Origin of the sequence: Aeromonas sp. 61P (genome assembly GCF_051919545.1) — a bacterium.
Classification (GTDB): Bacteria; Pseudomonadota; Gammaproteobacteria; order Enterobacterales; family Aeromonadaceae; genus Aeromonas; species Aeromonas veronii.
In genome coordinates this window covers 3,786,191-3,812,770 of the sequence record NZ_JBQBEL010000001.1, presented here as the reverse complement: position 1 = coordinate 3,812,770, position 26,580 = coordinate 3,786,191, and the positions used below count along the sequence as shown (strand labels likewise).

22 protein-coding genes, 1 tRNA gene and 5 pseudogenes are annotated in these 26,580 nt (G+C 57.4%); 13 read left to right on the top strand and 15 right to left on the bottom strand.

The genetic code is table 11. The annotated features are described in order from the left end of the window. Positions 1 to 10: 10 nt before the first annotated feature. The 7 genes and pseudogenes from ACTG2O_RS17870 to hinT (ACTG2O_RS17840) form a co-directional block, all read right to left on the bottom strand. Positions 11 to 445, bottom strand: coding sequence for a hypothetical protein (locus tag ACTG2O_RS17870; protein WP_081042810.1), 435 nt, complete (start codon positions 443 to 445; stop codon positions 11 to 13). Between the two features lie 96 nt (positions 446 to 541). Further along, entirely contained in the window at positions 542 to 1,399 is an 858-nt protein-coding gene (locus ACTG2O_RS17865) for a DUF6279 family lipoprotein (RefSeq protein ID WP_439976413.1), read from the bottom strand. Between the two features lie 3 nt (positions 1,400 to 1,402). After that, entirely contained in the window at positions 1,403 to 2,248 is an 846-nt protein-coding gene (locus tag ACTG2O_RS17860) for a phosphotransferase (RefSeq protein WP_439976412.1), read from the bottom strand. Next, the gene (lpoB, locus tag ACTG2O_RS17855; protein ID WP_005334041.1) at positions 2,238 to 2,834 is read right to left on the bottom strand and encodes a penicillin-binding protein activator LpoB; all 597 of its coding nucleotides are present in this window, start codon (positions 2,832 to 2,834) and stop codon (positions 2,238 to 2,240) included. The genes ACTG2O_RS17860 and lpoB overlap by 11 nt, the downstream gene beginning before the upstream one ends. After that, positions 2,834 to 3,232 (bottom strand): YcfL family protein, encoded by a 399-nt coding sequence (locus tag ACTG2O_RS17850; RefSeq protein ID WP_005334038.1) that lies wholly within the window; start codon positions 3,230 to 3,232, stop codon positions 2,834 to 2,836. The genes lpoB and ACTG2O_RS17850 overlap by 1 nt, the downstream gene beginning before the upstream one ends. An 83-nt stretch (positions 3,233 to 3,315) precedes the next feature. Beyond that, a pseudogene (locus tag ACTG2O_RS17845) lies at positions 3,316 to 4,751 on the bottom strand (COG3014 family protein). Continuing rightward, positions 4,751 to 5,101, bottom strand: coding sequence for a purine nucleoside phosphoramidase (gene hinT, locus ACTG2O_RS17840; protein ID WP_005334033.1), 351 nt, complete (start codon positions 5,099 to 5,101; stop codon positions 4,751 to 4,753). The pseudogene ACTG2O_RS17845 and the gene hinT (ACTG2O_RS17840) overlap by 1 nt, the downstream one beginning before the upstream one ends. Positions 5,102 to 5,353: 252 nt before the next feature. On the opposite strand from hinT (ACTG2O_RS17840), the gene ACTG2O_RS17835 reads away from it, so the two are divergent. From ACTG2O_RS17835 to ACTG2O_RS17825, 3 genes and pseudogenes are all read left to right on the top strand, one after another. Beyond that, a complete protein-coding gene (locus ACTG2O_RS17835) occupies positions 5,354 to 5,620 on the top strand; it encodes a hypothetical protein (protein WP_439976411.1) in 267 nt (88 codons plus the stop codon). Next, positions 5,572 to 6,171 (top strand): annotated as a pseudogene (locus ACTG2O_RS17830) (IS3 family transposase); the annotation flags it as partial. The gene ACTG2O_RS17835 and the pseudogene ACTG2O_RS17830, both read left to right, overlap by 49 nt. Before the next feature lie 108 nt (positions 6,172 to 6,279). Next, positions 6,280 to 7,109: pseudogene (locus ACTG2O_RS17825) on the top strand (IS5 family transposase). 66 nt (positions 7,110 to 7,175) lie between these two features. Here ACTG2O_RS17825 and ACTG2O_RS17820 read toward each other — a convergent pair. The 5 genes and pseudogenes from ACTG2O_RS17820 to hinT (ACTG2O_RS17800) form a co-directional block, all read right to left on the bottom strand. Continuing rightward, positions 7,176 to 7,373, bottom strand: coding sequence for a hypothetical protein (locus tag ACTG2O_RS17820; protein WP_409013776.1), 198 nt, complete (start codon positions 7,371 to 7,373; stop codon positions 7,176 to 7,178). Positions 7,374 to 7,393: 20 nt separating this feature from the next. Next, on the bottom strand, positions 7,394 to 8,461 hold the full coding sequence (locus tag ACTG2O_RS17815; RefSeq protein WP_156808793.1) for a hypothetical protein: 1,068 nt from the start codon (positions 8,459 to 8,461) through the stop codon (positions 7,394 to 7,396). Between the two features lie 3 nt (positions 8,462 to 8,464). Next, on the bottom strand, positions 8,465 to 9,394 hold the full coding sequence (locus ACTG2O_RS17810) for an FkbM family methyltransferase (RefSeq protein WP_439976410.1): 930 nt from the start codon (positions 9,392 to 9,394) through the stop codon (positions 8,465 to 8,467). 226 nt (positions 9,395 to 9,620) lie between these two features. Continuing rightward, positions 9,621 to 9,887: pseudogene (locus ACTG2O_RS17805) on the bottom strand (COG3014 family protein); the annotation flags it as partial. Then, positions 9,887 to 10,237 carry a purine nucleoside phosphoramidase gene (hinT, locus tag ACTG2O_RS17800; protein WP_005334033.1) on the bottom strand — a complete coding sequence of 117 codons (351 nt, stop codon included), beginning with the start codon at positions 10,235 to 10,237 and terminating at the stop codon, positions 9,887 to 9,889. The pseudogene ACTG2O_RS17805 and the gene hinT (ACTG2O_RS17800), both read right to left, overlap by 1 nt. A gap of 252 nt (positions 10,238 to 10,489) precedes the next feature. Between hinT (ACTG2O_RS17800) and ACTG2O_RS17795 the strand changes: the two genes are divergently transcribed. Continuing rightward, the gene (locus ACTG2O_RS17795) at positions 10,490 to 12,502 is read left to right on the top strand and encodes a methyl-accepting chemotaxis protein (protein ID WP_041201843.1); all 2,013 of its coding nucleotides are present in this window, start codon (positions 10,490 to 10,492) and stop codon (positions 12,500 to 12,502) included. Between the two features lie 72 nt (positions 12,503 to 12,574). Here ACTG2O_RS17795 and ACTG2O_RS17790 read toward each other — a convergent pair whose 3' ends face one another. Beyond that, positions 12,575 to 13,450 carry a 6-pyruvoyl trahydropterin synthase family protein gene (locus ACTG2O_RS17790; protein WP_319889986.1) on the bottom strand — a complete coding sequence of 292 codons (876 nt, stop codon included), beginning with the start codon at positions 13,448 to 13,450 and terminating at the stop codon, positions 12,575 to 12,577. Between the two features lie 80 nt (positions 13,451 to 13,530). Here ACTG2O_RS17790 and ACTG2O_RS17785 point away from each other — a divergent pair, with 80 nt between their 5' ends. The 5 genes from ACTG2O_RS17785 (at position 13,531) to ACTG2O_RS17765 (ending at position 18,899) form a co-directional block, all read left to right on the top strand. Continuing rightward, the gene (locus ACTG2O_RS17785; RefSeq protein WP_019445484.1) at positions 13,531 to 14,874 is read left to right on the top strand and encodes a dihydroorotase; all 1,344 of its coding nucleotides are present in this window, start codon (positions 13,531 to 13,533) and stop codon (positions 14,872 to 14,874) included. Positions 14,875 to 14,986: 112 nt separating this feature from the next. Then, a tRNA-Pro gene (locus ACTG2O_RS17780) sits at positions 14,987 to 15,063 on the top strand. A gap of 216 nt (positions 15,064 to 15,279) precedes the next feature. After that, complete coding sequence (locus tag ACTG2O_RS17775) at positions 15,280 to 15,711, top strand: CC0125/CC1285 family lipoprotein (RefSeq protein ID WP_019445485.1); 432 nt, start codon at positions 15,280 to 15,282, stop codon at positions 15,709 to 15,711. Between the two features lie 204 nt (positions 15,712 to 15,915). Further along, positions 15,916 to 17,175, top strand: coding sequence for a dicarboxylate/amino acid:cation symporter (locus ACTG2O_RS17770; protein ID WP_005334018.1), 1,260 nt, complete (start codon positions 15,916 to 15,918; stop codon positions 17,173 to 17,175). A 104-nt stretch (positions 17,176 to 17,279) separates the two neighbouring features. Continuing rightward, the gene (locus ACTG2O_RS17765; protein ID WP_236323147.1) at positions 17,280 to 18,899 is read left to right on the top strand and encodes a methyl-accepting chemotaxis protein; all 1,620 of its coding nucleotides are present in this window, start codon (positions 17,280 to 17,282) and stop codon (positions 18,897 to 18,899) included. 68 nt (positions 18,900 to 18,967) lie between these two features. On the opposite strand, the gene ACTG2O_RS17760 is transcribed toward ACTG2O_RS17765, so the two are convergent. Next, entirely contained in the window at positions 18,968 to 19,570 is a 603-nt protein-coding gene (locus ACTG2O_RS17760) for a DUF924 family protein (protein WP_342400780.1), read from the bottom strand. Between the two features lie 251 nt (positions 19,571 to 19,821). Between ACTG2O_RS17760 and ACTG2O_RS17755 the strand changes: the two genes are divergently transcribed. Continuing rightward, positions 19,822 to 20,742, top strand: coding sequence for a DUF808 domain-containing protein (locus ACTG2O_RS17755; protein ID WP_019445488.1), 921 nt, complete (start codon positions 19,822 to 19,824; stop codon positions 20,740 to 20,742). Positions 20,743 to 20,865: 123 nt separating this feature from the next. Beyond that, on the top strand, positions 20,866 to 22,662 hold the full coding sequence (locus tag ACTG2O_RS17750) for a M3 family oligoendopeptidase (protein ID WP_236285724.1): 1,797 nt from the start codon (positions 20,866 to 20,868) through the stop codon (positions 22,660 to 22,662). Between the two features lie 63 nt (positions 22,663 to 22,725). Here ACTG2O_RS17750 and ACTG2O_RS17745 read toward each other — a convergent pair. After that, a pseudogene (locus ACTG2O_RS17745) lies at positions 22,726 to 24,131 on the bottom strand (nucleobase:cation symporter-2 family protein). A 505-nt stretch (positions 24,132 to 24,636) separates the two neighbouring features. Between ACTG2O_RS17745 and ycfP the strand changes: the two are divergent. Both ycfP and ACTG2O_RS17735 read left to right on the top strand, forming a co-directional pair. Beyond that, positions 24,637 to 25,176 carry an alpha/beta hydrolase YcfP gene (ycfP, locus tag ACTG2O_RS17740; protein WP_005334000.1) on the top strand — a complete coding sequence of 180 codons (540 nt, stop codon included), beginning with the start codon at positions 24,637 to 24,639 and terminating at the stop codon, positions 25,174 to 25,176. A 74-nt stretch (positions 25,177 to 25,250) separates the two neighbouring features. Further along, positions 25,251 to 26,543 (top strand): NAD(P)/FAD-dependent oxidoreductase, encoded by a 1,293-nt coding sequence (locus ACTG2O_RS17735; protein ID WP_019445491.1) that lies wholly within the window; start codon positions 25,251 to 25,253, stop codon positions 26,541 to 26,543. The last annotated feature ends 37 nt before the right edge of the window (positions 26,544 to 26,580 follow it).

Below are 26,580 nucleotides of genomic sequence, written 5' to 3'. Positions count from 1 at the left end.
CCCTCCGGGGTCAGGCGCTCAGATAGCTCTGGGTGAAGCGGTATTGCAGATGTTGGCGCTGTAGATGGCGCCGATGGATCGCACCGAAGCGATCGCGAAAACTCTGTTTGTGATAGAGCTCGGGTGCCAGCATCAGCCAGCCGAGCAGCAACAGCAGGATGGCTTGGGCCGACCAGCTCTGGATCAGCTCGTAGACCACACTCTTGGGCTGGTTGTCACTGCGCAGGGATTGTTCGAGACGCAGCAGGTGATTCTGATGGCTGCCGACAAACTTGATTATGCCATCATCGCTGTCGCTAAGCTGATTGAACACCTGAGTCTGCTGCTGTTCACTCTGGGGAGATGCGGGTATCAGCGGGCCTTCCATTCGGGCGATGGAACAAAGCAGGGTGAGGGCGATAACCAGAGTTACCAGCACCAGTTTTACTTTGTCGATAAGGCGCAAAAAAGTTAATTCCCGATAAATAGAAAGGGCAAACTACCATAAGCGCCCTGTTTGAACAAGGTTGCTCGGGCGCATGGCACCATTCGGTGCCGCTCGTCAGCTGCCGCTCATCTGCTTGAAGTCGCGGGCGTAGCCCTTGAGCAGGGAGTAGAGATGGGCTCGCTGGGAGATATCCAGCGACTGGCTCATGGCGCTCAGCCAATTGACGGTACGCTGGCGTGACTGCTCGGTATAGCCGGTAAAGCGGCCATCCATCAGTCCATCCCCCTCGGCCAGCAGGTTGGTCAACTCGCGGGTAAAGTCGGGACTCTGGCGCTGCTTCATCAACCTGTCCAGCTCCTGGGTCCAGGACTCCTGAAACTCGAGCCAGGGGGGCATCAGCTCGTATTGCCATTCGGCCCACTGGGCCACCAGTGGCGCCTGTGCCGGTTTCACCTCACCAATCCAGAACTCGAGCCGCTTGTTCATCTTGTCGCGAAACTCCGCCAGCATCTGCTCTTTGGGCTCAGTGGCAAAGTCCTGTTGCCGCTCCTGTTGCCGCTTGACCCGATCGGTCATAAAGCGGGCCACCTGCTCGTCGGTCAGGGTGCGCGCCAGCCTGACCGCGCGGGGGATAGTATTTTCCAGCGTGCGGGTCAGGCTCTGCTGCACCGCATCTAGGTTGGTCGAGATCTGCTCCGGCGTCATGGGGCTGGCCACCGCCTTGGCCAGTGCATCGAGATCCTTGGCGTAGCGCGGCAGCTCGTGCTGGCGGTGCCAGGCCATCAGCCCCTTCACTTCGCGGCTGAGCAGATCCTTCTGCGAATAGGAGAGGGCAAAGTAGTCATCCAGCTGCCAGATGATGGCGGTATCGAGCCAGTAGTAGATCACCCGGGTGGAGCAGCCGGTCAGCAGCAGGCCGATCAGCAGCAGACCCCAGGTTTTCGGCTTGTGCCAGCGCACCTTGTTTATCATCTGTTACTCCAGTCGTTGCCGGTTGATGGCGATCAGGGTGTCATAGTCGAGTGAGGGCTGTTGCTCTGTCATCAGCAGGGCCCAGAGCAGGCCGATATAGTCGACCCAGGGTAAAAATGCCTCGCTCTGAAAATCGGGCCACTGGTGGCGCGGCACGGCCTGCAGATAGTGCACTTCCAGCTCGTCGCGCCGCTCGGCGGGCCACTCATGGGTGCGCTGGATGCTGGCGAGCTCAAAGCCGGGGTGACCTGCCGCGCCATACTCCCAGTCGATGACCCAGGGTTTGCTTCCCAACAAGTTAGCCGGATTGAGATCATGGTGGCAAGGGCGCCAGCAATCATTTGGCTCACTGCTGGCGAGCAAGCTCCGCTCCAGGGCGGGCAGCCAGGAGGGAATTCGGGCCAGTCGGGCGCGATAGCCTGCGGCGTGGGCTCGGACCGCCATCACCACCGCAGGCAGCGGCAGGCGATGGAGCTTGCGCAGCACCTCAGCCAGCAGACGGGGCTGATCGGCTTCCGGTGGCGCCGCGTGCTCCCAGTTTGGCTCATCGCACCACTCCAGCAACATCAGGCCGCTGGCGGGATCGCCATAGTGGCAGGGCAGCGCCAACCCTTCTGCCATCGCCCCCTGATAAAGCTGCCACTCGGTGGGACGGTCGATGCCCAAGCGCAGTGGGTCGGAGTGGCCCTGACGCAAAAAGTAACTGCGCCCCGAGGGGAGGCGCAGTCGATAGTTGCAGTTGGTCAGGCCTAACCCGAGTGGTTCCAGCTGCCCCTCCCGCCAGGGGGCTGGCAGGCTGGCCAGCAGCGGATCACAGTTGCCCGTCAGTGGGAGCCGGTTACCAGCCAAAGGTGGACTTCTTCGCCTGCTTGCGGATCTCTTTCTGGTCAGCCCACAGCAGTTCGCCGTTTTGCAGATCCATCAGGTTCATGGTCATCTGGTAGTAGACATCCTTCACTTTGCCATTGTCCTTGACGATGCTGGCGAGGTTGCCATAGACCATGTAGCGGGCACCGGTCTGCTTACCCAGGCGTACCATGGAGGCAGGATCCACCATGCCGCTGCTCTGTTGGTATTCGAGCTGCTGCTTGACGGCGGCCACCTTGCTCATGTCGACGAAGCGGAACTTGCCAGCCCGCAGCAACTTGGTGCGGATGGTGTCGGTGATGGCTTCGGTATCGATGTGCTCGGAGGTCTTGTTGCGGATGGAGTCCATAAACATCACTGGACGACCGCCTGCGGTGATCTCGCTGGTGGCAGGGGAGGCGAGCATGGAGTCCGCCATCTTGTCGGCGATGGCCTGCAGGTCGCTTGAGCCGTAATCGACGGTGACGGTTTCGGTTTCAGTGGGATCGCCATAGCTGACCGTGGTGCTGGAGCAGCCGCCCAAGAGCAATGCAGAGGTCAATATCAGCAGGGCATGATTCATTTTCATCAGTAGGATTCCTCAATCACTTCGCGTACGTAAATCCGGTAACCCTGCGCCGCCGGGCTGGGCGCCAGGGCCGAGAGGGTGCGGGTCTGATAGCCATGCAGCTTGATGGGGGTCCAGCCGCGGCCATCGCTGGCGACCTCCTGACCGGCCTCATCATACCAATAGAAGATATATTGCAGCTTGTTATCGCCGCGCTGGGTGCTGGCGGCGGCCACATTGACCTGCAGCAGGCCATTTTGCTGGCGGCGGCTCAGCTCGGTCAGGGTGACGTTGACGTTTTGATGCTGCTCCAACGTGGGAGCACCGCCCGCCGGGCCATAGAGCGCCACGCCGGAGGTGTTGGTGGCGCAGCCGGTCAGCAGCAGCGCGAGCCCGAGGGCCAACCCGTATGCTTTCATCTTGCTCTCCTTAATCGGGGTGAGTGGGGCTGCGTGTGTGCCTGCCCGGTTAATTGTCTTGCTCATCTCTCTTCGCCGTCTGCTCAGAGCAGCATCACCCGGGTGGTCAGACCGGCGCCGAGGCGCTGTACCCAGACCAGGGTGGTGCGTCCCTTGTGGATGGTGAGCGGCAATTGCCGCTGCGCCGCCCCTGCGCCCAGGGTGAGATTGATGTCACCTGCCGGCACCATCCCTGCCAGCTCGATGCCTGTGCTGGCAGCGTCAGCCAGCTGCGGGTATCGGCCCGCTCCGAGAGGGTGTTGAAGATCCCCACCAGAATATTGCCCACATCGCCCCCCTCTTTGGCGGCGGTGCGGCGCATCTGCTCCTTGGCCACCAGTCGCAGCGCCTGGCGGGTCAGCATACCGGGCAGCCGCTCTTGCAGATCTTTGGCGGCCAGCGCTTCCAGCCTGACCAGCTCGCTGGTCTGCCAGGCCCGCTTGCCGACTTCCACCGTCAGCGGGCCGGTGTCGCTGGCCCGATTATCGTAATAGGGGATAGCGACGGTAAAGGTGCGAAAATCGCCGCGGGAGGTGGAGATGGGGAGTGGCAGGAACAGTTCGCGCCGTGCCGGGATCAAACCATCTTCAAACAGCACCACCAGTTGGCCTTGATCTTTTGCAAGCGGCGGTGCTTTGCGGCCTATCTTTTTCTCGGTCTCGCGGATCTCGTTCGGTGAGCCACGCAGCCGCGCCAGACGCAGCAAGGCATCTTGCAGGCTGCGGTTGTCCGGCGCTATCTGGTAGCCGCGTTGGTAATCGACCCAGGCATCGTTGAGATCCCCGGCCGCCTCATAGAGCACGGCGGAAAAATAGAAGGTATAGGCGTTCTGGAAACCGTTTTTGACCTTGCCGATCAACCGGTCGAGATCCGGTGCGCCGCGCGACATCAGCTGGCGCATCTCGCCTTCTGCCTCGGCCTCTTCGCTCTCATCCTTCGCCTTGCGCACCTCATCGGCTCGCCGTTTCAGGGCCTGCTCCTGCACCTGATTGGCCCGGCGTACCTCCACCAGGGCGCCATCGGCATCACCCCGTTGCAGATAGTTGAGGGCCAGATAGTGATGCAGCATGGTGCGTTCGTAATCGGGAGTACGATAGGCCATCGACTGATCGTTGGTGAGCAGACTGCCCACCTGATCCAGACCGTGGCTCAGCCGGTATTCGGCCTGATTGTCTTCCCACTGAAGGCGGCTGTCGGCGGCGGTGAACGCCTGCTTGCTGCCCGCATCCTGACCGGCGAGCCAGGCAATGCGCCCCTGTTCGAGCCGATCCAGCACAAAGGTGTCATCCCCCAGGGTGGAGTCGCGCACTTCGGGCAGCGCCTCGGCGGCATGGCCCAGCAGCAGCTGGTTGCGCAGGGGCACCATCTGATCGGAGTAGGAGACGAACATATCCTGCCAGCGGGAGGCACAGCCTTCCAGCAACAGCAGGGCGCCGCAGAGCAACAGGGCGCTGCGGCAGGTTGAGGCGTTGCGATTCATTACAGGCTGAGCAGCGGTCCCAGCGGCTGGCCACCGACCAGATGCATGTGGATGTGGTAGACCTCCTGCCCGCCGTGGCGGTTGCAGTTCATGATGAGGCGGTAGCCATCTTCGGCGATGCCAGCCTCGGCGGCCAGTTTGCGGGCCACGGTGAACATCCGGCCAAGGGCCAGTTCATGTTCGGCTTCCACGTCATTGACGGTGGGGATCAGCACATTGGGGATGATCAGAATATGGGTCTTGGCCTTGGGCTGGATATCCCGGAATGCGGTGACCAGATCGTCTTGATAAAGGATGTCGGCGGGGATCTCTTTACGGATGATTTTGCTGAAAATGGTTTCTTGCGCCATGGCTAACTCCCTTATATGAAACAGAAAATTGAACTAGAACCCCAAGCGGCTCCCGAAAGGGGGGCGAGCAGCACGCCAAGTGTGACACAAGCCGACATTTGACACAGCTGATGTCCCATTCCCTTCAGTTATTGTTAAAAATACCGATAGCCAGAGGGACGTCATCTGCAGCGCCTGTTCAGGGTGGTCTGCAGGGTATCAAAAGGACGGGGTACTCAGGCAAGGGACTTTTGCATATAGGGCGGAATTATCATGAAACAGTTGATGTCCAGTCTGCATCTGCTTGGCTTAATTGTTTCAAGCTCTTTTTTCTCAGTCAATACAAGTAGCTACAACGCAGGGCTGCGGGGTTGCGGTCACCCTGCGCCAATTCTTAACCAGAGTATGGAGATGGTATTCACCTTTGGACAGTTGCCCACAAAAGGGAGTGGACATACTGCTTCAAAGCGGATAACAAACATCTCCATCGTAAAAAAGCGACTCGGCAAGTCCTCTCGCAGCGGCAAGTCGAAAGGCTGACCACTGTCAGGGCTTGCCTGTTTCTGGGGATAAGCCGGCAGGCTTACTACAAGCGCAATCGGGTCGCCGACGAGCGCCATGCACAGGGATTGCAGGTGGTGCGCTTCGTGCGTCAGGTTCGACTGCGACAACCTCGGGTGGACACTCGCAAGCTGCATTATCTGCTGCAGGGTCAGGATGATGGCGGGCTCAAGGTCGGGCGGGACAGGCTGTTTCAGATATTGGCCGAGCACCACCTGCTTATGCAGGCTAAGCGGGCGTATCACAAGACCCCCCACAGTTTTCAACGTTTCTACCGTCATCCCAACTTGCTCAAGGTGGGGTCAGAGCCGGTCACGCCGGTGGCCCCTGAGCAGGTTTGGGTCGCTGACATCACCTATCTGCCAGCCAGGAGCGGGCCGCTGTACCTGAGCCTGGTGACGGATGGGTATGACTGTTACCAGAATGTGTTGGCAGAGCGGGTGAACGGGATTTTGAAAGGAGAGTTATTGTTGCAAAGCCCGCAGGATTTGACGCCTGCGCGGGAAATGGTGCATTGGGCGGTAGATATTGGCGTTGTTGCCCAAATCGATACAGCTTGAATGGAACTAACTGAGGGTTTGGTGACCTGATCACCACCATCCCCTTCAGGTCTGCATCATGGACACGTCGCTTAACCCATCACCAACTGGCCTCAATACAACAAGTCTTTGATTAACCGTGGTTCCCTCACCTGTGCAATATTCCCCTTCTGTGTTGATACCGAGGCCATGAACAACTGGTTTCACCACGATCATCATGGTCGGCGGGGCTGCAGCCAGCTCTACACCGACCAGACTATTTGTACCTTCCTGATGCTCAAGAGGATTTTTAACCTCACTCTGTGGGCCATCGCACGGTGAAAGTGTCCTATCGACAACCCGCCAAGAGGCGTATCACCGACCTCGTCATCGACTCAATCGGGCTGAAGGTATTTGGTGAAGGCGAGTGGAAGGTCAGAAAACACGGTGCCGAGAAACGGCGAGTCTGGCGCAAACTGCATCTGGCGGTGGGCTCGGCAACCCACGATATCGTGGCAGCGGAAGTCTCGCTGGAAAATGTCCATGATGCCGAGGTGCTGCCCACCTTACTCAATCCACTGCGACGCAAGCTGGGACGTGTTTATGCGGATGGCGCCTACGACAGCAAAGCCAGCCATCAGCTTATCTCGCGCAAAGGGGCGACAGCCTGTATCCCTCCTCGCAAGAATGCGGGGTTATGGGAAAAGGGGCACCCAAGAAATGAAGCGGTGCTGGTAATGCGAAAGGAAGGGCTGGCGCACTGGAAGAAGATATCGGGATACCACCGTCGCTCGCTGGCAGAGACGGCGATGTATCGGTTCAAGCAGTTGCTGGCGGGGAAAATTAGTCTGCGTAACTACAACGGCCAAGTGGGAGAAGTCATGGCGTATGTAAGCGCCATAAACAAGCTGAATATCCTTGGCCTACCTGTCAGAAAACCCCGAGTGTAGCGGTCACTTGGGGCTGGGGCTGGGGCAGGTGCAGCTTGATGGTTGATTTGGGAAACAACGCCGAGATCACACAAACTGGACTGAGTTCCCTACCTCCGGTGATCTACTATCCGGAGCAGCTAATTGATCAGCACATCGCTCTTTGTATATGTAATCGCCTATATCTCCGTCTATAAAGTCTGCTTCAATTTCACGGCAAGTTTCAACAAGTTGCTCATCCTTGATGCTGAAATTTCGTTGGGGAAAAGTTTTCTGTAACAGCACATGGAAAACTTGTGCTTAAATTAGTAAAAACACGGCAGACTATTTAATGCATTATTTCTCAGGCTATTAATATTGTATGTTAGCGTGAGTGTTTTTCTGACTTTCCCCGTTTCTGTTAAACTACCGCTATGAATGCAGCGAGTGTTCAGCAAGATAAGTTGGTCTTGCTGTGCTAAAGCAGTACATTCTTTTTTTGCTAAAGTAGTGGTCAGACTAGTTGGAAGAAAATTTGCTATGGTGGTTTTCATGCCAGAGTAAATAAAACTATGGTGTAGATGAGATCGAGGTTGTTGTTTTCCAATAAGAGCATCTGGTGTTGTACCTTCAAGCCAGCGTAAAGGTCCGTTGCCTTCGCTAATAGTGTCTAAGGGAATCATTATTTTTATCTGATCAGCCAATTTATCAATATGCCAATTCCTACCATGATGGAACAGTAATGGCGTGGATAGTTCTTCACATAGTAAAGATTCACAAAAAGCAGGTGCATTAGCTTGCCGTTCTGCTATACTTTTTAAATAAGTACTATTCATTAATTGATAGAATACCTCTGGGGCTGATTTTGAATTAAGCCAATAAGCCCGACGTCGCCCTTCGTTCTCAAAGGATTTGACCCATATTCTGCCTTTTTCTCTGTCTGTAAGATAAACTGCGTTAGGATGTTTTTCACAGTATACGTCATTATCAGCTAGTGCTTTTTCATACTCTAATATGTGTTGTTGGGTTATTTTAAGGTTGTGATTTACAACTTCAACATCAGAATTTTTTGATGTAGGGTACAGGAAGTATTGGTTGAGTTCTGGCAAGATATGGGGGGCGTTATACCATTGCTCTGTATTTTGAAAAATATTAGACAAATACTCATGCTTTCCTAAGCAGTAATAAAGTTTTTCGAATATCTGGCAGTTGCTATCAAGCAAACTTTTTATCAAGTTTGGTGCTGCGATAAACGGATTTTCTCGGTTTCGCTTTGGTGAGCGGGTTGCATACTCTGCAGCGCAGATAACCAACATATTAAGTAACTTAGTTTCTCCCATTGGTAAGAGGGATTTACTAAACTGCTCGCAAAGGATTGCTGTTGGATTTTTCATGTTTTATTTCCGCCTCATGCATTCGAGTAGTATCGGGTGAGATGTTTGATAGAATTGCTCACTACGATTTTCAGATAATGCGAGCTGATAAGCATGATAATCTGTTGATTGTTTTGTAAATTTGTAATAATTATGTGCTATATCCTTTAGCATTGAATCATCTCTACTGAAAATCATATTGACCATATCTTTCCAGTACCCATTTTTTATTCTCGTATCTTCAGTTAGTTGTAAATGCGTTTTAAATCCATGTCCATGGAGAATAGCGACTACTTCTCTATGCTCTGACAGTGTCAAGTTTAGCTCCACTAATAGAGATTTACAATTATTTTCGAGTGTGTTGTGCAAGCCGGAAATAATTAAGTGCTCGATGCCATCCACATCAATTTTAATATGCTGAGGAGAGCTAAAACCTTTTGAGTTCGCGAGCTCATCTCCAGTAAACGTTATAACGGTTTGTTTTGAAAGTGATTTTTTTGGTCTTAAATGTGCGTCAACTTCTTCTCCTACTGAATTGATTCCGGAGGATTCAAAGTCACAATACTTGAATAAAGTACGAATGCTATTTTCATTGCTAAGTCCACAACACAGAGCTGTTACTTTGTTGGCTAGATTATTTAATTGGATATTTCGTGTTAGTAAGGAATAATTAGATGCCTCGGGTTCAAAGCTACAGACCTGAATGCCTCTTATAATGGCAGCGTATAAGCTGAATATACCCATGTTTGCTCCTACATCCCATAATACTTCATCTGAGGGTATAGCATTTAACCAAGCAATAGTTTCTGGTTCTGCAACTTCTAAAGTACAAACCCGTTTTAGTGGATAAGGCGAATTCGTCAGAAATTTGAGTGTTTTTCCAGAATATTCTAATGATGTAACTACATCTTTCTGTTGCTCAATCAGCTCGGCAATTGAATGTACTGTTTCCATAATTTTCTCGATTATTAATTTTTTGGTGGACTGCCAACTTGTTTATAAATACTTATTGGCAAGATATCTATTGAATTTTGCTTGTAAATTCCTAGTTATGCAGATCGTCAATATGGCCCAGTGAGATACATTTTAAGTATGTTTTCTTAATCCTTCAAGAATTCTTAGCCACGGTGACTTGGTCAACCGGATGGTGACAGACCTCATTTTTGTCATTAGTAATCGTGGGGGGGAGATAGGCCATCGACTGATCGTTGGTGAGCTGACTGCTCACCTGATCCAGACCGTGTCTTAGCCGGTATTCGGCCTGATTGTCCACCCACTGAAGGCAGCTATCGGCGGCATGGCCCAGCAGCAGCTGGTTGCGCAGGGGCACCATCTGATCGGAGTAGGAGACGAACATATCCTGCCAGCGGGAGGCGCAGCCTCCCAGCAACAGCAGGGCGCCGCAGAGCAACAGGGCGCTGCGGCAGGTTGAGGCGTTGCGATTCATTACAGGCTGAGCAGCGGTCCCAGCGGCTGGCCACCGACCAGATGCATGTGGATGTGGTAGACCTCCTGCCCGCCGTGGCGGTTGCAGTTCATGATGAGGCGGTAGCCATCTTCGGCGATGCCAGCCTCGGCGGCCAGTTTGCGGGCCACGGTGAACATCCGGCCAAGGGCCAGTTCATGTTCGGCTTCCACGTCATTGACGGTGGGGATCAGTACATTGGGGATGATCAGAATATGGGTCTTGGCCTTGGGCTGGATATCCCGGAATGCGGTGACCAGATCGTCTTGATAAAGGATGTCGGCGGGGATCTCTTTACGGATGATTTTGCTGAAAATGGTTTCTTGCGCCATGGCTAACTCCCTTATATGAAACAGAAAATTGAACTAGAACCCCAAGCGGCTCCCGAAAGGGGGGCGAGCAGCACGCCAAGTGTGACACAAGCCGACATTTGACACAGCTGATGTCCCATTCCCTTCAGTTATTGTTAAAAATACCGATAGCCAGAGGGACGTCATCTGCAGCGCCTGTTCAGGGTGGTCTGCAGGGTATCAAAAGGACGGGGTACTCAGGCAAGGGACTTTTGCATATACAGCGGGACAATAATGAAACAAACAATGTCGGATCTCTCCATCTTGCAGCGAGTCTACCTTGGCTTCGCGATCCTGGTGGCCGTGATGGTGGCCAGTTCACTGCTCACATTTCGTAGTCAGGAGACTCTGGGGAACGCGCTGGAGCAGGTTACCCAGCAGTCTATGCCGCTGGTGATTGCCAGCAGTCAGACCCAGATCACCCTGCTCAGCGCCAACAAGTGGCTGGGGGATGTGCTCACCGAGCAGGATCCCAAACAGCTGCCGGCCGAAGTGGCCGAACTGAAACAGGCCAAGGCCGCGGTGGGCAAGAGCCTCGACGTCTTGCGCCAGCAGGTGGCCCACCACCCCGAACTGCAAGGGGAGATGAGCAGCCTCAGCCAGCAGGTCGACAGCTACCTGCAACTGACCGATACCCTGCCCGGCGAACATGAGGCGCTGCTCACCCGACTGCACAAGGTCAATCTGGCCAAGGGGCAGTTTCAGGTCAGTCTGCCCCAGTTCAAGAAGAGTCTGGGTGACATGATGGTCACCATCGACGACAGCTTTATCAAGATGCTCTCCGAGACCCTGACCACCAAGCTTTCCGCCATCGAACTCTCCACCATGGACGCCCTCAATCAGACCATTCCGGCCCCAATCGAAGGGGCACTCAAGCGCAACAAGATGCAGATCGAGGGGTTCAACAGCACCATCAAGGATCTGCAGGGGGAGCTGAAGAACTTCGAGAACGACATGGGCCACTATGTTCACGGATTTGTGCGCGACACCACCGCAAGTGAAGGCGTGCTCTCCCAGTATCTGGCGCTGATGAAGCAGCAGGAACAGATGCGGGAGAAGAGCAAGCAGGCTAGCGCTCTCATCGTCGAGATCCAGAACCAGCTTGAGCGGATCACCGGCCAGAGTCAGCAGCTGATGAGTCAAAGCATTCAGCACGCCAAAGCCACACAGAGCCAGAGCACCCTGACACAGGGAACCAGCATCGTAGTCGCCATCCTGATCGCCATGCTGGTGGCTTATACCCTGGGCAAGGCCATTCGCCGTCCGCTCAGAGAGTTGCTGCGGGTGCTGACCGAAGTGACCCAGGGCGACATGACCCAGCGCATCGGTTTTCGCAGCAAGAACGAATTCGGCCAGCTGGGCAGCCAGATCAACCTGCTGATTGCCCAGATGGGGGAGGTGCTGGCGCAGCTTTCGCAGGCGTCGGCCCAGCTTAACGATGCCGCCCACGGTAACCGCCATACCACCGAATCGGTGCGGGCGGATCTGGAGAAACAGCGGCAGGAGACCGCCTCGGTCGCCGCCGCCATGACCCAGATGGAGGCCTCGGTGCGGGAAGTGGCGCAGGCCGCCAACCAGACCCTGGAGCGGGTGCAGGATGTGGAGAAGGCCTCCGAGATGGGGCGAAAGGTGATGGCAGGCAATATCACCACCACTCATCAACTGGCGGGCAAACTGCAACAGACCGGCAAGGTGATTGGCGATGTGAGCGCCATGAGCAGCCAGATCGGCAATATCCTCGATGTCATTCGCGGCATCGCCGAGCAGACCAACCTGCTGGCCCTCAACGCCGCCATCGAAGCGGCGCGGGCCGGCGAGCAGGGGCGCGGATTTGCGGTGGTTGCGGATGAGGTACGCAGTCTGGCGGGCCGCACCGCCCAATCCACCAGCGAGATCCAGACCATGATCGAAAACCTGCAGCAGGGAGTCGCCAAGGCGGTGACCGTGATGCAGGAGTGCTCCCGCGAGATGGACAGTTGCGTGGATCAGAGCTCTCACGCCAACAACGCCATGGAGGAGGTGCAGGGGATTGTGGTGCTGATCAGCGACATGTCGAGCCAGATCGCCTCTGCCGCCGAGCAGCAACAGGCCACCAGCGCCGATATCGCCACCAACCTCAACCGCATCTCCGATATCTCGGATCTCAACTATCAGGGGATCGAGCGGGTAGCCGAGACCAGCCAGCAGCTGGACTCCCTCGCCGAGCAGCAGGAGAGCCTGGTCAAGCGCTTCCGCCTCAGCGCCTGATGGTTGCATGTTGAAATAGAGAAGGCCCCGCAGATGCGGGGCCTTCTCTTTATTGCGGCTGCGACAAGGGGATCAGGCGTAGGCAATCGCGCCCTTGCCGACCCCTTCATAGGCGACAATCTTGACGAACTTGTCGCCCACCATCTTCTTCACTTCGCGGGCGATATAGCAGGCCAGCAGCTCAACCGTGGTGTCGGTGTCGATCATCTCCACCTCGGCGCTGGGGATGGCCAGCTGGAACAGCCCTTGCGGCGCCACATATTTGAAGCCGCAGTGATGCTCGCCAAGCTGGGCATTGGCGCGAGGGCTCAAAGCGAGCTCGGTCAGTGCCACCATGTCCTCTTCGGTGCCGAGGTAGATATCACCCCAGCGTTCGGCCCAGTTGAGCTCAAGCTCTTGGTCGCGCTCGCCATCGACGTGGATCTCGATGGGAGAGCGGTGGCCGTGGGCGATGCGCTGGCAGTTGCCATCGTGCTTTTTCAGGCCATGGCTGTAGTGGTAGAAGGCACCGGTGATCGCCTCCTGACGCAGGGTCAGGGAGAGATCCTTGATATTGCCCGGCAGCCGTTTGGCTAGTACCGCCAGCAGGTAGCGGGTCACCGACTCTTTATCAACTTGTGGGGCCGGGATAAAGGCAAAGCCCTGGGATGGACAGCGCAGATGGATGGAGCGACCCGGGCGCAGCAGATCCACTGTGCTTTCGTCACCATCCAGTGTCTCGACGTGGATCAGCGGGCACTCGGTCGGCACCAGCAGCTTGTGGTCCACCTCTTCATCGATGATCGACTTGATCAGCTTCTTTACCCGGCCAAAGTCCAGCAGCATGCTCATTTCGTTGAGCTCACCGCTCATTTCGATATCTACCAGCCAGCTCTCGCCCACCATGCCGCGGCGTTCGCACAGGTAGCTGGAGTCGATCACGGTCAAATCTCTTACAAATAACTTCATCAGTCAGGCCTTGCTACAGAGAAAGGGCAGTTTTGCGCTATTATGACCCGCGATTATCGGCAAAGGAACTGGAACCCCCCATGAACAAACTGCTTATCAAGAATGCCACCTTGGTCAACGAAGGCCGTATCTATGCCTCCGATGTGTTGATCGAGGGGGAACGGATTGCCCGCATCGCCCCGGATATCGAGGCGCCCGATGCGCTGGTGATCGATGCCGCAGGTCGTCATCTCATCCCCGGAATGATCGATGATCAGGTCCACTTCCGGGAGCCGGGATTGACCCACAAGGGGACTATCGCCAGCGAATCCCGCGCCGCCGTCGCCGGTGGCACCACCAGTTTCATGGAAATGCCCAACGTCAATCCCCAGACCACCACCCTCGACGCCCTCGAAGCCAAATACCAGATCGCCGCCAACACCTCCGTCGCCAACTACAGCTTCTATCTCGGTGCCACCAACGACAACCTTGCAGAGATCAAACGTCTCGACCCCAAGCAGTCCTGCGGGGTCAAGGTGTTTATGGGCTCCTCGACCGGCAACATGCTGGTGGACAATCAGGAGACCCTGGCGGCCATCTTCCGCGAGAGCCCGGTGATGATCGTGACCCACTGCGAAGACACCCCGACCATCGCCAAGGCGGAAGAGGCGGCACGGGCCAAGTGGGGCGAGAATGTGCCGATGGGCGAGCACGGCCGCATTCGCAGCGACGAAGCGTGCTACAAATCCTCCAGCATGGCGGTGGCGTTGGCCAAGCAGTACGGTGCCAAGCTGCACGTGCTGCATCTGACCTCGGCCAAGGAGCTGTCGCTCTTTACCGCCAGCCATGACCTGAGCGAGCTGAAGGACAAGAACATCACCGCCGAGGTGTGCGTTCACCATCTGTTCTTCAATGAAGCCGATTACGAGACCCAGGGCAGCCTGATCAAGTGCAACCCTGCTGTGAAGAGTGCCTCCGACCAGCAGGCGCTGCTGGATGCGGTACGCAACGATGTGCTCGACATCATCGCCACCGACCACGCCCCCCACACTTGGGAAGAGAAGCAGAACAGCTACTTCAAGGCGCCGTCCGGTGTGCCGCTGGTGCAGCACTCTTTGCAGGCGTTGCTGGAGCTCTACCACAACGGCGTGTTTACCCTGGAGACCATCGTCAAGAAGACCTCCCATGCGGTGGCCGAGCGCTTCCAGGTGCAGGATCGCGGTTATATCCGCGAGGGGTATTTCGCCGATCTGGTGCTGCTGGATCTGGGCAAGCCCTATGTGGTCAACGATGACAACATCCTCTACCACTGTGGCTGGTCGCCCTTCAACGGCTACCGCTTCCACAGCACGGTGGAGATGACGCTGGTGAACGGCCAGATCGCCTGGCAAAACGGGCAGGTGACTGACCAGATCCTGGGCAAGCGGCTGACCTTTAACCGTTGATTGTTCGCAAAGCAGGCGAACGCACCGTGGCCGAGGAATTGGCGGCGTTTCCCTGTTGACAGGGCAGGGTCATCTCCATAAACTCTGCCCCCGTCAGCCGAGCTGACTCCGTCGGTGTGTAGCGCAGCCAGGTAGCGCATCTGCATGGGGTGTAGAGGGTCGGAGGTTCGAATCCTCTCACACCGACCAAATTCCCCGGTAAAGGCCTTGTCAAACGACAAGGCCTTTTCTTTTGCCTGCGATTTGCCGCACAGGCGCGAAGCCAGTGGTGATGCACGCTGGTCGCTGTTGGCGCGAGCGGATTGTGCAGCCACCGCGCTTTATGGTGTAGTAACGACTCTGTTGCTCATTTGCCTGGCGAGGCCTCTCGTGTCTGCATCCGTATCTAAACCCTGTTGTCTGCTGATGCTCACCCTGCTGCTGCTGGGCTGCGCCACCCCTTACGAGAGTGAAAAGTCATTCTGGAACGGCCAGACCGGTTTTTCCCAGACCCGGCTTGGCCCGGACAAGTGGCAACTGGAGTTTGTCGGCAACGATCTGGTGGACAGGGAGACCGCCCGCAAATATGTGCTCAAGCGGGCAGGGGAGCTGGCACTGGCAGAGGGTTACTCCTGGCTCAAGGTCGATGAGCTGACCATTAACCGCGATGCCGTCAGGGTGACCCCATCACGGCCGATCTTCGGCTTTGACGAAGATGAACCTGATCTCTTTATGGCCCAGATGCAGGTGCAGCATACCATCTCAGCGCTGCTCACTTTTCGCCTGTTGCCACGGGCACTCGATGAGCGAACTCTGAATGCGAAATATCTCGCCGAAATCAAAATAAACAGTGATTAATATTGGTGGTTTGCAAGATCCATATCACATACACCTAATGGCAGGATAAAATTCTGGATAAAGCCTCTAGATTTACCCCCTGCTTTTAGGCATTCTCCCAGCATACCAGCCGCCAGGAATCAACGGCTCGGATCACAAAAACGGACTGTAGTGGCTCCCACGCCACTGTTTACGGCTTGCACCAATCAAAACCGGGACTCCCCCATGAAAATGAATAAACTGACGGTCGCCATCCTCATCTCCATGATGTTTGGCATCCTCACCGGCCAGGGCTATCGGATGTTTGCCGCAGATCAGGCTGCGGATTTTGCCAATAACATCACGATCCTGACCGATATCTTCCTGCGCCTGATCAAGATGATCATCGCTCCCCTGGTCTTCACTACCCTGGTGGTCGGTATCGCCAAGATGGGCGACACCCGCACCGTGGGTCGTATCGGTGCCAAGACCCTCGGCTGGTTCATGCTGGCCTCCCTGATGTCCCTGAGCCTGGGTCTGGTGATGGTCACCCTGATGCAGCCGGGAGTGGGTCTCTCGCTCTCCCTGCCCAATGACACCGCCAGCTCGGGCATTGCTGCCGGTGCCATTACCCTGAAAGATTTTGTGACCCACGCCATCCCCAAGAGCGTGGTCGAGGCGATGGCCACTAACGAGATCCTGCAGATCGTGGTTTTCTCCCTCTTCTTCGGTCTGGCTGCCGCCGCGCTCGGCGATCTGGCCAAGCCGGTGGTGGTGCTGATGGCCAGCGCTGCCGAGATCATGCTGAAAGTGACCGGTTATGTGATGAACTTTGCGCCGTTCGCGGTGTTTGGCGCCATTGCCGCCATGGTGGCCAAAGAGGGGCTGGGTATTCTGGTCACCTACGGCAGCTTTATGGCCCAGTTCTATATCGCGCTGGCCTGTCTCTGGCTACTGCTGATCGCCATGGGCAGCGTCTTCCTGCGTGGTCGCGTCATCAAGCTGCTGGCGATGATCCGCGAGCCCATCCTGCTCGCCTTCTCGACCGCCAGCTCCGAAGCGGCCTATCCGAAGACCCTGGATCGTCTGGAGAAGTTCGGTTGTGACAAACGCATCGCCAGTTTCGTGCTGCCGATGGGTTACTCCTTCAACCTCGACGGCTCCATGATGTACTGCACCTTCGCGGTGATGTTCATCGCCCAGGCGTATGGCATCGAGCTCTCCATGGCCCAGCAGATCACCATGCTGCTGTTGCTGATGGTCACCTCCAAGGGGATGGCCGGGGTACCGCGCGCCTCTCTGGTGGTGATTGCCGCTACCCTGAACCAGTTCCATATTCCGGAAGCGGGCATCCTGCTGCTGCTGGGGATCGACCACTTCCTCGACATGGGCCGCTCAGCCACCAACGTGCTGGGCAACGCCATCGCCGCCAGCGTGGTCGCCAAGACCGAAGACAGTCTGGGTGAAACCGTCGCGCTGGGCGAGAGTGAGCCAGCCAAAGCCTGATCACAAAGCCATGAAAAATAAACAACAACGGCCCGCCAATGCGGGCCGTTGTTGTTTATGGCTCGTCTACACTGCTAGATAGTTTCCATCTGGAGTGTACGGTTATGAATATTGCTCGCCGACTGCAACTGATAGCCCTGCTGGTTATCCTTGCGCTCATTTTTCTCAGCTGGTTCAGTATCAACCGCCTCGATTCGGCCAACCGGGATTTAGGCTATGTGACGGACAATACGGTGCCCAGTATTTCGCTGATTAAGGAAGTGCAGGCTGATTTCTATGAATTGCACTCGCTGGTGCAGACACATGTGCTCAATACCGACTCAAGCAGGATGCAGCAGATCGAAACGGGTATCACCGAGATACAGGGACAGATCACTTCACTGCTCGACAAATACAAAGCTGAGATGCTCTCCAATGATGAAGATCGGCGCCTGACCGACGATGATCAACGTATTGTCGCGCAATATTATCAGGAGATAGACAAGGTTCTGCAGCTCTCCCGCCAAAACAAGAACGATGAAGCCAGAGACATGCTGTCGGGAGAGGCATACGGATTGTTCCAGCAGTTTGCCAAGGCAATCGAGCTTCACGTCAACTTCAATATGGATTTGGGACTGGCGCTCAAGAAGCAGGGTCAGGAGAACTACGACAACAGCCTGCAAACCCTGTTGTTTATCGCCGGTGGTACCACAGTGCTGACGTTGGGGTTGTTTGTCTGGTTGTTCAATCAGGTAGCCAATCCCCTTCGCACTGCCATGGATATCCTGACCCGGATCCAGCGTGACCTCAACTTTACCCTCAGAGCAGATGTGAAACAGCAGGATGAGATTGGCCTGACCCTCAATGCGGTCAACCGGCTGCTCGATACGCTGCAACAGACATTTACCGAATTTTCCGTTGGCAGCTTGCAGATCAAGAGCACTGCCGAATCTCTCTCTCAGGCAGCGCAGCACCTGGCCAGCTCGGCCAGTCAGGCCAATGATGCTACCAGTCTGATTGCCGCCGGTGTGGAAGAGATGACGGTCAGTATCACAGATATCTCCCAGCGTACTCAGGAGACGAGCCGCATCACCAACGAATCGGGGCAACTGGCGACCGAGGGGGGCCGGACCATCGAGCGCACCGTCCATGCCATCAACGAGATAGCCGACTCCATTCGGCAGGCCTCGGCCGAGGTCATTGCGCTGGGTGAGGGCATTTCGCGCATTGGCGGTGTGGTCAACGTGATCCGTGATGTGGCGGGGCAGACCAACTTGCTGGCCTTGAACGCGGCCATTGAAGCGGCGAGGGCCGGGGAGTCCGGCCGTGGCTTTGCGGTGGTGGCGGATGAGGTGCGCAAACTGGCTGAGCGCACAGCCCAATCCACCCAGGAGATCTCCGCCACTGTAGAGGCGATCCAGCAGGAGTCGAACAATACGGTCTCCCGCATGCATCTGGTGGAGGAGAAGGTGAGCCAGGGGGTCACCATGGCGACAGAGAGTGGTGCCATTATTGCCGAGATCCGCAGTGCGTCGCACCGGGTGATGGAGCAGGTGGGCGAGATCACCAATGCCATCCGCGAGCAAAGCTCGGCCGCCGAGTCGATTGCCCATCAGGTGGAGCAGATTGCTCAGGTCGTGCAGCAAACCAGCAGCACAGCGGAGGAAACCTCGGCTGCGGCCGAGGAGCTCAATGTCACCACAGAGAGCATCCACCAGCAGATATCCCGTTACCGCATTCAGTAATGCTGACGGTTGTTATCCATCCGCTATCCCCGCCAGCCAGCTGGCGGGGATTTTTTTATATGGCTTGCTTAGAAGCCTGAGCCCGGTTGCTGCAAAAATGCCGCCTCTTCCGGTGTGCTGGTGCGACCCAGAATGTCGTTGCGGTGGGGGAAGCGGCCAAAGCGTTCGATGATCACCTGATGGCGGCGGGCAAAGTCGGCAAATCCTGCGAAGGTCGCTTGTGCCGGTGTGCCAGCCTGCTCGGCAGCCAGTGCCTCGAACAGGGCCACACTTCTGGCTTGTTGTTCGCGGGATTCGGCATGCTCCAGCGGCAGATAGAAGAAGACCCGCTCCAGTGGCGAGAGGGATTTGTCCGCCCCGATGGATAGCCCTTTCAGGCAGAGATCCCTTGCCAGCGGATCCTGGGCAAAGGCCGCAGGCGTGCCGCGATGGATATTGCGCGGCAACTGGTCGAGCAGCAGGATCAGCGCCAGCCTGCCGTGGTGCAGATCGGCCCAGTCGGCCAGCTCCCCGTTGGCGGCCGCCTCTGCTTGCGCGCCAAATTGCTTGGCCAGCAGGGCATCCGTTTCGCTGCTTTTTCCCCACCAGAGCGGGGCTTGCTGTGTGGCCCGCAGGACATCATCGGCTTCGTCGCCAAACCAGAAATCGAGCAGAGGTTGCCAGGGTTGCATGGGAACTCCTTGAGGTGATTCAGAGGGAACCAGGAACAAATGGCTCAGGGGTGCTGCCGAAACGGCGGCTTCTCGTTACACTGTGCCATCTTTTGCCCGCAAGACGTAACCCCCGATGGCGAGCGCCGGATTTTTGGCTCGGCCGATGATGGCCTGCGATCGCCATGAGGTGGTCCTGTTGACCTTGGTGGTTATCGGGACGTACACCTCTCTCCCGGGGGTTGTTCTCACTGATATAAGGAATCTTTGATATGGCCGGAACCAGTTTATTGGCCCTGCTCGATGATATCGCCAGCGTGCTTGATGACGTGGCGCTGATGACCAAGATGGCGGCCAAGAAGACCGCCGGGGTGTTGGGTGATGATCTGGCCCTCAACGCGGAGCAGGTCTCCGGGGTGCGCGCCGAGCGGGAGTTGCCGGTGGTGTGGGCGGTGGCCAAGGGGTCATTTCGCAACAAGCTGATTCTGGTGCCCGCCGCCATCGCCATCAGTGCCCTGGTGCCCTGGCTTATCACGCCTCTCTTGATGCTGGGAGGCGCTTACCTCTGCTTTGAGGGGGCCGAGAAGCTGGCCCACAAGTTTCTGCCCCATGAGGCGAGTGAGGGGGAGGCACACACTGCTCCTATTCCCGATGATTTGGCCGCGTTTGAGCAGCAGAAGGTGAAGGGAGCGATCCGCACCGATTTTATTCTCTCTGCCGAGATCATCGTCATCGCCCTTGGCACGGTACAGGGAGCAAGCCTCGCGCTGCAGCTCTCGGTGGTCGCTGGCATCGCCCTGCTGATGACCATCGGGGTCTACGGGTTGGTGGGGCTGATCGTCAAGCTCGATGACATCGGCCTGCATTTGCTGCAAAAACCTGATGGCAGCGCCCTGCGCCGCGCGGTGGGGCAGGGACTGTTGGTGACGGCGCCGCGCCTGATGCACCTGCTGGCACTGGTCGGCACCATTGCCATGTTTATGGTGGGCGGTGGCATTCTGGTGCATGGCTGGCCTTTTGCCCATCACCTGATTGAAGGCGCAGCCGCTGTTGTTGCCACCCTGCCCACAGTGGGGGCTGTACTGGCGGCGGTGACGCCGACTCTGCTCAACGCCGTGGCCGGTGTGGTGGCGGGTCTGCTGCTGGTTGCCGTGATGACGCTGGTGAGCCGTCTTGCCCCGGCCAAGGGATAAGCGAGCTTGCGGGCCATTGTCTCTCTTTTCCTCTCTTCATTTTTTGGCCTTCGGGTTGCCCGGTTTCGGACTTGCTGCCCGCAGGTCTGTTGCGCCTCCCGATAAAGGTCTTTGCGAGAAGCTATGTATCAACAACAGTGGAATAACGACCATATCTACCCGGGCCTCGACAGCCCCGAGCTGGAAGCGGACATGCGCGCAGCCCGCCACGCGCTGGAGGAGCTGACCAGCTATATGGCGGGTCTGGACATGGTGCGCGGTGATGACGCTGCACTGCTGGATTTCTTGCGGGAAGTGCGGCTGCGCGCCCGTGATATTCGTCATATCGGCTGGAACGTCGCCATTCTGGCCGCCTGCCGTGGCAGTCAGGATGCGCGGGATCCGCAGGCCAAACAGCTGGCGTCCCGCGCTCGCGCCCTCAACGCCGATCTGTTCAAGACGCTGGCGCCGGTGGAAGATCTGATGCTGGCGTTGCCGGAAGAGGAATTTGCCGCGCTGATGAGGGATCCGCTGCTCGGTGAAGAGGCGTACCGCCTGCGCCACGAGCGTCGTTTGCAGGATCAGCGCCTGCCGGTGGAGGCGGAGCAACTGGTGATTGGTCTGGGCACCGATGGTCTGCACGCCTGGGGCAACCTCTACAACGATCTGGTGGGCAAGATCCGCTTGACCATTGATGGCCGCGAGATGGGGCTGGCCGAGGCGAGCAATCTGCTCTCCAGTCCGGTGCGTGCCCTGCGCCTTGAGGCGTTCGATGCCATCAGCGCCGGTTGGGAAGGTGAGCAGGAGACGGTTGCCGCTATCCTCAATGCCCTCAACGGCTGGCGGCTGGAGCTGGCCCGTCAGCGTGGCAACACCCGTGTGCTCGATGCGCTGGATCTCTCCTGCCATCAGAGCCATATCGAGCGTGCCACCCTCGATGCCCTGATGAGCGAAACCTGGCAAGCCCGTGGGTTGGGCCAGCGGGCGCTGGAGCTGATGGCCGAGCGCCTTGGTCTCGACGATCTGGGGCCGGAGGATCTCTTTGCGCCGCCGCCTGCTTCCAGCGGCCGCGACATTCCTTTTGATGAGGCGATCGAGTTGATTGCCGATGCCTTTAGCCGATTCGATCCCGAGATGGGGGCGTTTGCCCGCATGATGGCCGAGAAGGGGTGGATTGATGCGGCGCCCACGCCAAATCGCCGCACCGGCGCCTACTGCACCAAGTTTGCCGAACCGGTCGAACCGCGGGTCTTCGTTACCTATGCCGGCACCATGGATAACGTCATTACCCTGGCCCATGAGCTGGGCCACGCCTGGCACAACTGGGTGATCCGCGATCTGCCGATGAGTCAGCGCAGCTACCCCATGACGCTGGCGGAGACCGCCTCCATCTTCGCCGAAACCCTGGTGCGCAGCGCCCTGTTCGAGCAGGCGCAAAGCCAGGAAGAGCAGATGGCCATCACCTGGGCCGAGGCCGACGGCGCAGCCACCTTCCTGGTCAACATCCCGGCTCGCTTCGATTTCGAGCGGGCCTTGGTGGCCGAGCGGGCGCAGGGTTATGTGCCGGCAGAGCGGCTCAAGGCGTTGACCGACGAGGCATGGGGACGCTGGTATGAGGGGAGCCTGACCCGCTATCACCCCATGTTCTGGGCGGCCAAGGCGCACTTCTCCATCGCGGGGCTGGGCTTTTACAACTACCCCTATCTGTTTGGTTATCTGTTCAGCCTCGGGGTCTATCAGCAGTTGATGAGCCGCAAGGCAGCGGGGGAAGAGGGCGTGGCCGAGGCGTATCGCGCCTTGTTGCGCGATACCGGCCGGATGAGCGCCGAAGATCTGGTAGCCAAGCATTTGGGGCAGGATATCCGTGAGGCCGCCTTCTGGCAGGGGAGTCTGGCACAAGTAGCGCAGGCGGTAGAGCGCTTCGCGCAGTTGCCTGCCTGATTGGGTCAGCGGTGATATGAACAACAGGCCCCCGGACAGTCTCGCTGTCCGGGGGCCTGTTTGTTATGCCTGCTCTTGCTGTGGTTTGATGGGACCAACGAACAGAGGACGGGTCTGGTGACTCAGATCCGGCTGATAGCCGTTGAAGAAGAGGTTGAGTAGCACCGAACTGATGGTGGCCAGCAGGATACCGCTATGGAAAAGCGGTTGTAGCTGCGCCGGAAGCTGCTGGAAAAAATTCCCGGAGACCGTCGGGATCATGCCAATTCCGAGACTGATGGCGACGATATAGAGGTTGTGGCGGTTGCTGTTGTAATCGGTGCGCGCCAGGATGCGAATGCCGGTGGCCAGCACCATACCGAACATGACGATACCGGCGCCCCCCAGCACGAAGGGCGGGATGGAGGCGACCAGCACCGACATCTTGGGGATGAGGCCAAAGGCGAGCAGGATCCCCCCGACATCACGCAGACCCAGCGACTAGATACTCCGGTCACGCTCACCAGACCGATATTCTGGGAGAAGGAGGTGTGGGGGAAGCTGTTGAATATCCCACCAATAATGGTGCCGATGCCATCCACCCGCAGCCCGCGCACGATATCACCGCGCCTGGCCGGATGGCCGACGATGTCGCCAAGGGCCAGAAACATCCCCATCGACTCGATAAAGGTGATGAGCATGATCACCGTCAGAGTGGCGATGGAGATGGGATCGAAGGTGGGCCAGCCGAAGGCGAAGGGCACAATGGGGGCAAACCAGGCTGCCTCGCCGAGGCCATCGAGGCTCACTTCGCCCATGGCGATGGCCACCACGAAACCGAAGATGATCCCGAGCAGCACCGAGATATTGCTGAAAAAGCCCTTGGTGAAGCGGGTCACCAGCAGGATAAAGACGAGCACCAGAAAGCTGGTGCCGATATAGCGCAGGCTGCCATATTCCGGATTGCCCTTGCCCCCCGCCATCCAGTCGATCCCCACCTGCATAATGCTGATCCCGATGGAGGTGATAACCACCCCGGTCACGACGGTGGGGAAGAGCGGCATCAGCCGACCTATCAGCGGCACCAGCAGGGTCGAGATGATACCGGCGGCAATGGTGGCGCCGAAGATGCCCGTCAGCCCCAGATCCGGGTTGGCTCCGATGGCCAGCATGGGCATCACGGCGGCAAAGGTGACCGACATGATGACCGGCAGCCGGATCCCGGCAAAGCGGCCAATCCCGACACATTGCAGCAGGGTGACGATGCCGCAGCAGAAGAGATCCGAACTGATGAGGTAGGAGATTTGATCCTTGGGCAGCCCCAGACTGCCGCCAATCACCAGCGGCACCGCCACGGCGCCGGCGTACATCACCAGCACATGTTGCAGGCCGAGGGTAAAGAGTTGGCCCATGGGGAGCATGCGCTCCACTTCATCCACCGGGCGCTTGCGCGCACCCGGTCGGGGGGAGGGGGGATTGGTCTCGTTCATGAACAGATCACTCCTTGAAGCCCGCGCAACTGCTACAGGCAAGATAGTGAAAGCCGCAGCTTTCCCGGTCATTGATCTCGTGTATTAACAGAGGTGCCAGATCCCTCGGCAGTAGTGAGAGGGAGTCGGTGCAGCACGGGGCAGTGCACAAAACATGCACAATGCCGCTCATGAGCGAAAACGTTTGGTGATAACGCCTTGTTTTTGCGGGATGAGTCACATACCGACCAGATAAGTGTCCGGTTGCTGGCAGGGGAAGGAGGTGGGTGCATCTCAGATTGGTAAGAGGTTTATCATTATCGGTCTGGCGCTCTCACTTTGATAGCCGGGCACCAGAGGGTTGCCCGCAATGCGCCCCTTTGTATGTGACGGCGCTCGCGGGCCGCAGGGCGCAATCGGGGGCGGGGGCGTGATCCAAAGCAAGAAAGTTGGATGTTTTGGTGGCGCACGGGGCCGCCGCTGGGGTAGTTTCGATAAAACCGACACAGATCCTGAGGTCTTATCCATGATCATCTATCTGCATGGCTTTGATGCCACCAGCCCCGGCAATCACGAGAAAGTGCTGCAGTTGCAGTTTATTGATGATGATGTGCGTTTCGTGCACTACAGCACGGTTCACCCCCGTCATGATATGAGCCATCTGCTCAAGGAAGTGAAAAAACAGCTCGATATGAGTACCGATCCCAAACCGCTGATCTGCGGCGTGGGTCTTGGTGGCTACTGGAGCGAGCGGATCGGCTTTCTGTGCGGCATTCGCCAGGTGATCTTCAACCCCAATCTCCATCCGGAAGAAAACATGCAGGGCAAGATCGACCGGCCGGAAGAATATGACGATATCGGTACCAAGTGTGTAACTGAATTTCGTAAGAAAAATTCAGGAAACTGCCTGTGTATCCTTTCCGTTCAGGATGAAGTGCGCGATAATCGGGACACTGAACGTGAATTGAAGAACTATTACGACATCGTGTGGGATGAGCGCGAGACTCATAAGTTCAAAAATATCTCGCATCATCTGCAGCGGATGAAGGCCTTCAAAGAAGCCTGATCCATCACGTCGACCGATTTCGTTTTAGGGAGCCAATGGCTCCCTTTCGTTTTGAGGAACCGAGGAAAATCATCATGATGAATATTGTCGTTGTAGGCGGCGGCGCCGGTGGCCTGGAGCTGGCCACCAGTCTGGGCCGCAAGCTTGGCAAGAAGAACAAGGCCAAGATCACTCTGGTCGATCGCAACCGCACCCACCTGTGGAAACCCCTGCTGCACGAAGTGGCCACCGGCTCCATGGACGCGGGCATCGATGCTCTGAGCTACCAGTCTCACGCCAAGAACCACGGTTTCGACTTCCAGCTCGGCACCCTGACCGACATCAAGCGTGACGATAAACGCATCGTGCTGGCCCCGATCCACGACGACAATGGCGACATCGTGGTCAACGAGCGCGAACTGCCCTACGACTATCTGGTGATGGCCATCGGTTCTGTCTCCAACGACTTCAACACCAAGGGCATCAAGGATCACTGTATTTTTCTCGATAGCCCCTCCCAGGCGCACCGTTTCCACAACAGCATGATGAACCGCTTCCTGCAGTTCGCCACCGAATATAAGCCGGGCGACAAGGTGAAGATTGCCATCGTTGGCGGCGGCGCAACCGGCGTCGAGCTCTCTGCCGAGCTCTACAACGCGGTCGAGCAGCTCTACGCCTACGGCTTCAAGAACCTCACCACCGACAGCCTGAAGGTGACCCTGGTGGAAGCGGGCCCGCGCATTCTGCCGGCTCTGCCGGAGCGCATCAGCGGCGCCGCCCATCAGGAGCTGGTCAAGCTGGGTGTGGACGTGCGTACCGCCACCATGATCACCGAAGCGACCAGCGACGGTCTGCACACCAAGGATGGCGAGCTGATTGAAGCGGACCTGATGGTGTGGGCGGCCGGTATCAAGGCGCCTGACTTCATGAAGGATATCGCCGGTCTTGAGACCAACCGCATCAACCAGCTGGTGGTGAAAGAGACCCTGCAGACTACCCGTGATGAGAACATCTTCGTTATCGGTGACTGCGCAGCCTGCCCGCAGCCGGATGGCAAGTTCGTGCCGCCGCGCGCCCAGTCTGCCCACCAGATGGCCAGCCAGGCGTTCAAGAACATCCTGGCCAAGATGAACGGCGGCGAGATGAAGCCCTACCTCTACCACGACCACGGTTCGCTGGTCTCCCTCAGCCGCTTCTCCACCGTGGGCAGCCTGATGGGCAACCTGATGCGCGGCTCCATGATGGTGGAGGGCTACATCGCCCGTCTGGTCTACATCTCCCTCTACCGGATGCACCAGATCGCCCTGCACGGCTACGTCAAGACCGGCCTCATCATGCTGGTGGGTCGCATCAACCGGGTACTGCGCCCGACCCTGAAGCTGCACTAAGCCGGGATTTGGCAACATGTTGAATACCAAAAGGAGA

Bases quoted from the DNA above. Each gene is read 5' to 3' on its own strand.
- ACTG2O_RS17865 (WP_439976413.1), bottom strand. From the start codon at position 1,399: ATGATAAACAAGGTGCGCTGGCACAAGCCGAAAACCTGGGGTCTGCTG.
- lpoB (WP_005334041.1), bottom strand. From the start codon at position 2,834: ATGAAAATGAATCATGCCCTGCTGATATTGACCTCTGCATTGCTCTTG.
- ACTG2O_RS17850 (WP_005334038.1), bottom strand. From the start codon at position 3,232: ATGAAAGCATACGGGTTGGCCCTCGGGCTCGCGCTGCTGCTGACCGGC.
- hinT (WP_005334033.1), bottom strand. From the start codon at position 5,101: ATGGCGCAAGAAACCATTTTCAGCAAAATCATCCGTAAAGAGATCCCC.
- ACTG2O_RS17835 (WP_439976411.1), top strand. From the start codon at position 5,354: ATGAAACAGTTGATGTCCAGTCTGCATCTGCTTGGCTTAATTGTTTCA.
- ACTG2O_RS17815 (WP_156808793.1), bottom strand. From the start codon at position 8,461: ATGAAAAATCCAACAGCAATCCTTTGCGAGCAGTTTAGTAAATCCCTC.
- ACTG2O_RS17810 (WP_439976410.1), bottom strand. From the start codon at position 9,394: ATGGAAACAGTACATTCAATTGCCGAGCTGATTGAGCAACAGAAAGAT.
- hinT (WP_005334033.1), bottom strand. From the start codon at position 10,237: ATGGCGCAAGAAACCATTTTCAGCAAAATCATCCGTAAAGAGATCCCC.
- ACTG2O_RS17795 (WP_041201843.1), top strand. From the start codon at position 10,490: ATGAAACAAACAATGTCGGATCTCTCCATCTTGCAGCGAGTCTACCTT.
- ACTG2O_RS17790 (WP_319889986.1), bottom strand. From the start codon at position 13,450: ATGAAGTTATTTGTAAGAGATTTGACCGTGATCGACTCCAGCTACCTG.
- ACTG2O_RS17785 (WP_019445484.1), top strand. From the start codon at position 13,531: ATGAACAAACTGCTTATCAAGAATGCCACCTTGGTCAACGAAGGCCGT.
- ACTG2O_RS17775 (WP_019445485.1), top strand. From the start codon at position 15,280: ATGCTCACCCTGCTGCTGCTGGGCTGCGCCACCCCTTACGAGAGTGAA.
- ACTG2O_RS17770 (WP_005334018.1), top strand. From the start codon at position 15,916: ATGAAAATGAATAAACTGACGGTCGCCATCCTCATCTCCATGATGTTT.
- ACTG2O_RS17765 (WP_236323147.1), top strand. From the start codon at position 17,280: ATGAATATTGCTCGCCGACTGCAACTGATAGCCCTGCTGGTTATCCTT.
- ACTG2O_RS17760 (WP_342400780.1), bottom strand. From the start codon at position 19,570: ATGCAACCCTGGCAACCTCTGCTCGATTTCTGGTTTGGCGACGAAGCC.
- ACTG2O_RS17755 (WP_019445488.1), top strand. From the start codon at position 19,822: ATGGCCGGAACCAGTTTATTGGCCCTGCTCGATGATATCGCCAGCGTG.
- ACTG2O_RS17750 (WP_236285724.1), top strand. From the start codon at position 20,866: ATGTATCAACAACAGTGGAATAACGACCATATCTACCCGGGCCTCGAC.
- ycfP (WP_005334000.1), top strand. From the start codon at position 24,637: ATGATCATCTATCTGCATGGCTTTGATGCCACCAGCCCCGGCAATCAC.
- ACTG2O_RS17735 (WP_019445491.1), top strand. From the start codon at position 25,251: ATGATGAATATTGTCGTTGTAGGCGGCGGCGCCGGTGGCCTGGAGCTG.